Source organism: Fictibacillus sp. Mic-4, from assembly GCF_049843615.1.
Taxonomy (GTDB): domain Bacteria; phylum Bacillota; class Bacilli; order Bacillales; family Fictibacillaceae; genus Fictibacillus_A; species Fictibacillus_A gelatini.
This window is the reverse complement of sequence record NZ_JBBHZM010000080.1, coordinates 1-4,230: the sequence shown is the minus strand read 5'-3', so window position 1 is coordinate 4,230 and position 4,230 is coordinate 1. Positions and strand designations below refer to the sequence as shown.

3 protein-coding genes are annotated in these 4,230 nt (G+C 39.6%); 2 read left to right on the top strand and 1 reads right to left on the bottom strand.

The window, feature by feature from the left end:
- Window positions 1-382 precede the first annotated feature (382 nt).
- Together WD019_RS21425 and WD019_RS21420 are read left to right on the top strand one after the other, a co-directional pair.
- Window positions 383-2,521, top strand: a complete 2,139-nt coding sequence (locus tag WD019_RS21425; protein ID WP_425712778.1) for an AAA family ATPase — start codon at window positions 383-385, stop codon at window positions 2,519-2,521.
- Window positions 2,522-2,610: 89 nt separating this feature from the next.
- Window positions 2,611-3,873, top strand: coding sequence for an ATP-binding protein (locus WD019_RS21420; RefSeq protein WP_051291611.1), 1,263 nt, complete (start codon window positions 2,611-2,613; stop codon window positions 3,871-3,873).
- A gap of 93 nt (window positions 3,874-3,966) precedes the next feature.
- On the opposite strand, the gene WD019_RS21415 is transcribed toward WD019_RS21420, so the two are convergent.
- Window positions 3,967-4,050 (bottom strand): putative holin-like toxin, encoded by an 84-nt coding sequence (locus WD019_RS21415; protein WP_407636418.1) that lies wholly within the window; start codon window positions 4,048-4,050, stop codon window positions 3,967-3,969.
- Between the last annotated feature and the right edge of the window lie 180 nt (window positions 4,051-4,230).

Sequence of the window (4,230 nt, the reverse complement as noted above, 5' to 3'; positions counted from 1 at the left end):
AGAGCGAGGCCTATTTTTTCAAGAGACGGAATTCTCAAGGACAAATTTCATGTCGCGGACATTAATTTTCTTCAATAAAGTCTTGATTAAAGACATTCTTCCTAAAAAATCCGATGTGAAATGCATTTAACGGAGGGCTTCGCTACTAGAAAAGAAACAAAACAATTTCTTATCTATGTTTAGAGAGATCGATTAAACGGAAATAGTAATAGTAATCACAATTAAGCAGCTGTGCACTATTTCCAAAAAAAATTAAGGCAAAACACTTGAAAGTCAAAAAAGGTCAAAGTATAATGTAGTCAGAAGGTCAAAGAAAGTCAAAGTCAAAAACGACTATAAACTTTTGGCCTTTTATTTTCAGATAGAAAGAGGAGGAGTACTTATGCGTTGTGAACAATGTAAAGTAAATCCTGCTACAATTCACATGAACATCGTGATTAATAATGAAAGAAAAGAAATGACATTATGCTCAGATTGCTACAATAAAGTGAAACAATCAATGAAAATACCGGATGGTTTTAATCAATTTTCATCCTTTGATGATTTCTTTAAACAAATGATGGGAAACTCAATGAATGCTGGTTTCCACTCATCTCAAGCAAAAACCCAAACACAAACGAAGCATCGTGGCGGAGGCGGCTTCATAGACCAATTCGGCCGAAATTTAAGCGATGCAGCGAAATCAGGTTTGATTGATCCGGTCATCGGCCGTGAAGATGAAATTAACCGTGTTATTGAGATTTTAAACCGCCGCAATAAAAACAACCCTGTTTTAATTGGTGAACCGGGTGTCGGTAAAACGGCGATTGCCGAAGGACTAGCCTTGAAAATTGCAGAAGGCAGCGTGCCGGCGAAGCTTATGAAAAAAGAAGTTTATCTTTTAGATGTCGCATCACTTGTTGCCAATACAGGCATTCGCGGCCAATTTGAAGAGCGGATGAAACAATTGATCAGCGAACTTCAAAACCGCAAAAACGTCATTCTATTTATTGATGAAATCCATCAATTAGTAGGTGCGGGTTCTGCGGAAGGTTCAATGGATGCAGGCAACATTTTAAAACCGGCGTTAGCCCGCGGCGAGCTTCAAGTCATTGGGGCAACGACTTTAAAAGAATACCGTCAAATTGAAAAAGACGCTGCTCTTGAACGTCGTTTCCAACCAATTATCGTCAATGAGCCAACGCCGGAAAAAACGCTCGAAATTCTTAAAGGGCTTGCAGCAAAATATGAAGACTTCCATGAAGTAAAATTCTCAGAAGATGCATTAAAAGCGTGCGTTACGTTATCTCACCGCTATATCCAGGACCGCTTTTTGCCTGATAAAGCGATTGACTTAATGGATGAAGCGGGATCCAAGCTCAACCTTCTTCACGTCAATGAAGAAAAAGGCGCAATTGAAGAACGTTTAGAAGAAATTGTCGGTGAAAAAGAAAAAGCGGCAATGGAAGAAAACTATGAGCTTGCAGCGAAACTTCGCCAGGAAGAATTGCAGCTCGAGGAAAAATTAAAAGAGAAAAGTGAAGCCAACAAGGCGGTTGTCACTGCAAGCGACATTCAAAAAATCGTTGAAGAAAAAACAGGCATCCCTGTCCGCAAACTTCAAATCGATGAACAATCAAAAATGAAAAATTTAGCAAAACATTTATCAAGCAGAGTGATCGGGCAGGATGAAGCGGTCGAAAAAGTGGCAAAAGCGATTCGCCGCAGCCGTGCAGGTCTAAAGAAAAAAGACCGTCCAATTGGATCATTCTTATTCGTTGGACCAACCGGCGTCGGTAAAACGGAGTTGACGAAAGCTCTTGCCGAAGAATTATTCGGTGATAAGGACGCAATGATACGTCTTGACATGAGCGAATATATGGAAAAACATGCGGTGTCTAAACTGATCGGTTCACCTCCAGGCTACGTTGGTTTTGAAGAAGCCGGACAATTAACCGAACAAGTGCGCCGCAAGCCATACAGCATCATTTTATTGGACGAAATTGAAAAAGCGCACCCTGACGTCCAGCATATGTTCTTGCAAATTCTTGAAGACGGCCGTCTAACCGATAGCCAGGGACGTACGGTAAGCTTTAAGGATACAGTCATCATCATGACATCTAATGCAGGTTCCGGTATGAAACAAACGAAACCGCTTGGATTTAACCAGACGGAAAAAGAAAAAGAAACGAACATCTTAGATTCGCTTAAAATGTTCTTCAAACCGGAATTCTTAAACCGTTTTGACAGCATTGTCCAATTCCAATCTCTTAAAGAAGAGCATCTTCTTGCAATTGTAGATTTAATGCTGGAAGAACTTAATGAAAATCTTAAAGAACAAGATATCACAGTAACATTTACGGATGAAGCGAAAAAGAAAATCGCTGAACTTGGCTACCATCCAGCTTTTGGTGCACGACCATTGCGCCGTGTCATTCAGGAAAAAGTGGAAGACCAAATCGCAGATCGATTGCTTGATGAAGAAAATGTTCACGAATTAAAAGTCGATGTTCATGACGATCAAATTGTAGTAGTAAAATAATTTCCCCAAACCCTGCAGAAGTATTTCTCCTGCAGGGTTTTTTGATTTACAATGATACATATAAGAAATTGATAAGGCTGGTAAGATCTATGACCATACAACTAATTAAGGATACATTATTACAAGTTCTAATGGTAGCCACACCGATATTTGTCTACCAGCATGTATATACAAGAAAAACACGGTGTATCGAACATACGCAAAATCGGACATTTTCGATCGGTATTCTTTGCAGTTTGCTTGTCATTTTATGCATGTCGCTTCCAATTATGGTGAAGGACGGTTTTGTCTTCGATTTTCGCATGCTTCCTGTCATCATCGGCATTTTATATGGGACTGCAAGCAGCGGATGGCTCGTTGCGGCAATTTACTTCATTTATCGTGTTACTCTTGGTGGACATGATTTAGCGATCATTTTAAGTATCGATTTATTGGTCATTTTAATTTCGTTTAGACTGGTGAATTATTATCACACGATGCGAGTCCGTGAAAAAATAATGATCGCTGGCTTCCTTGTGATTGTGTCGTCAATTTTGAAAACGGCATCTGTTACCGTTTTCCAGGACTCCTTTTATACGATTTTACCTTTTTTCGTTATTTTGTTCTTGATTCAATATTTCACCATGTTTTTTGCCGTTTATACGATTGAGAGCATTCGAAATACGGAAATCATGAGAGAGCGCATTCAACAAAGTGAAAAGACACAGGTAGTAAGCGAATTAGCAGCTTCCGTTGCCCACGAAATAAGAAACCCATTAACGACTACAAGAGGCTTTATTCAATTGATCTCAGAAAATGAATATTTACCAGCAAATGATAAGGAATTTATGAACCTTGCGATGGAAGAATTGGATCGAGCGGGCAGCATTATTAATGACTATTTGTCTCTCGCCAGGCCACAAGAGGAAAGGAAAGAAATTTTATCATTAAAGCAACAAGTCGAGAAATCAATTAATATTTTGCGTCCCTTTGCCACTCTTCACAATGTGAATTTGTACTTGACGGTTGTTCAAGATGTGATGGTGGAAGGAAACCCTGATCGTTTTCAACAGGCGCTTATCAATATGATTAAAAACGGGGTTGAATCGATTAAAGAAAAAGGGGATGTTCACCTTACTGTGAATAAAAGGAACTCAAAAGCGGTGTTAACGATTTGCGATACAGGTTCAGGAATGACAAAAGAAGAAATTTATCGTGCCGGCTCCCCGTTTTACTCAACGAAAGAAAAAGGAACCGGGCTCGGGTTAATGGTTACCTTCCGGATTATCGAATCGATGAAAGGGCGAATTCACATTCAAAGTGAACTCGGGAAGGGAACAGAATTTACCATCATTATCCCGGAGTTTCATTAATTCAGCACTTTATCACTGGAAGTGCTGTTCGTACAAAAAAAGGCCATGCTTGCGCATGGCGTTTTGTAGTATGTCTGGATGAAATTGCCCCTATTATTCCTTATTGTTGGAGCGAATAATGGTGACCACTAGTACTGAAAAGCTAATCATCAAAGACAATGCTTCAAATACTGTCATACCATTCCCCTCCCCAGTTTGGTAGTCGGGCAAGTCCGTTACAAGAAGTAGAGAAAGAAATTAGATTGTATGTTCCTATTTTATCCCGGTTGCAAAAATTGAACAAGAACCATTAAGACTATTTCCGGGGTTCCGTCAGGAAAATGCGGATTTACAACGTTAAACTATTTTTTTGGAAAG

What these genes read in the sequence shown, in the direction of transcription:
- WD019_RS21425 (WP_425712778.1), top strand. Translation starts at nt 383, where the DNA reads ATGCGTTGTGAACAATGTAAAGTAAATCCTGCTACAATTCACATGAAC.
- WD019_RS21420 (WP_051291611.1), top strand. Translation starts at nt 2,611, where the DNA reads ATGACCATACAACTAATTAAGGATACATTATTACAAGTTCTAATGGTA.
- WD019_RS21415 (WP_407636418.1), bottom strand. Translation starts at nt 4,050, where the DNA reads ATGACAGTATTTGAAGCATTGTCTTTGATGATTAGCTTTTCAGTACTA.